The sequence below is a fragment of the Campylobacter sp. GB48 genome, from assembly GCF_049221845.1.
GTDB classification, from domain to species: domain Bacteria; phylum Campylobacterota; class Campylobacteria; order Campylobacterales; family Campylobacteraceae; genus Campylobacter_D; species Campylobacter_D lari_C.
On the sequence record NZ_JBMJAR010000068.1, the window covers coordinates 1 to 1,023 of the forward strand.

Genomic DNA, 1,023 nt, shown 5'->3' on the forward strand with positions numbered 1-1,023 from the left:
TTACCCTACTTTAGTAGAGGTTAAAAATGTCCAAGATCAAGCTTTAACAGAACAAATAAGCTTTGAACTAAAACTTGCTAGAGAATATGAACTTGATTATTTATTTTTATGTAATCACTATACTGAATTAAAAGAGAATATAGCAGGAGGTAATGTAACTGCAAAAAATGAAAAAGAACTCAAATTAAAAGAAATCCAAAATCATGATGACAAAAAAAAGAAAGACTATAAAACAAATACCAAAAATCTTACAAAATTTGATGAGCGGTATGATTGGGGAGCAAGAAGAGGTTTTATCTACCATAGGCATTTCCACAGGAGCATAAAAACAGTTTTTAAAGAAATGTATCTACATCACATAAAAGGAGTAGCGCCTAATAAAATCATGATAAAAAGATTAAATTTAAACAATCCTGCTAATATAGAAGAGGAATTAAACAAAAACAAACAAATACAAAAAAACTAAAGGAAAAATAAATGAAAAAACTAGAAGATATCAAAGCTATGAGTTACAAACAAAAAGATGAATTAGAAGATTTAGTTCTTGAAGCTATAGATGATAATGATTTGGCCAAGGTAAAAGATATTTTAAAAGATTATCCTGTAAAAATATCTTGTTACGAACTTCATTTTAAAAATAAAAATGAAGAATATCCTTTATTTGAACCTATAAATTTGATATTAAGAGCCGCATTTGCTTGTGAAGAAAATAATAATGATTTTTCTATTTTAGATTATTTATTTGATGAGTATGGTTTAAGTTTAAAAGATCCTAAATATAATTTCTATCATAGTGATATGAAACATATCAAAGAAGCTAATGATCAATATATTTTAATGAAAAAAGTAGAAGATGATCCTTGTATTTATCAAAACGCTTTAATCTATGATTATATACTGAGCGCTGATAATCCAAATTCTCAAATCATACAATATCTAGTAAATCGTGGAGCTAAATTTGAAGTGCATGAAGATGACTTTGGTTGGACTCCTATGCATTTTTGGGTTAGACGCAATAATTAT

Annotated in this window: 1 protein-coding gene and 1 pseudogene; both read left to right on the forward strand. The window is 26.7% G+C overall.

Features of this window, described 5'->3' with window-relative positions:
* Nucleotides 1-466 (forward strand): putative toxin (locus ACOTVC_RS08815; protein ID WP_421628379.1); only part of this gene is annotated, 466 nt, incomplete at its 5' end.
* An 11-nt stretch (nt 467-477) separates the two neighbouring features.
* Nucleotides 478-1,023, forward strand: a pseudogene (locus ACOTVC_RS08820) (ankyrin repeat domain-containing protein); the annotation flags it as partial.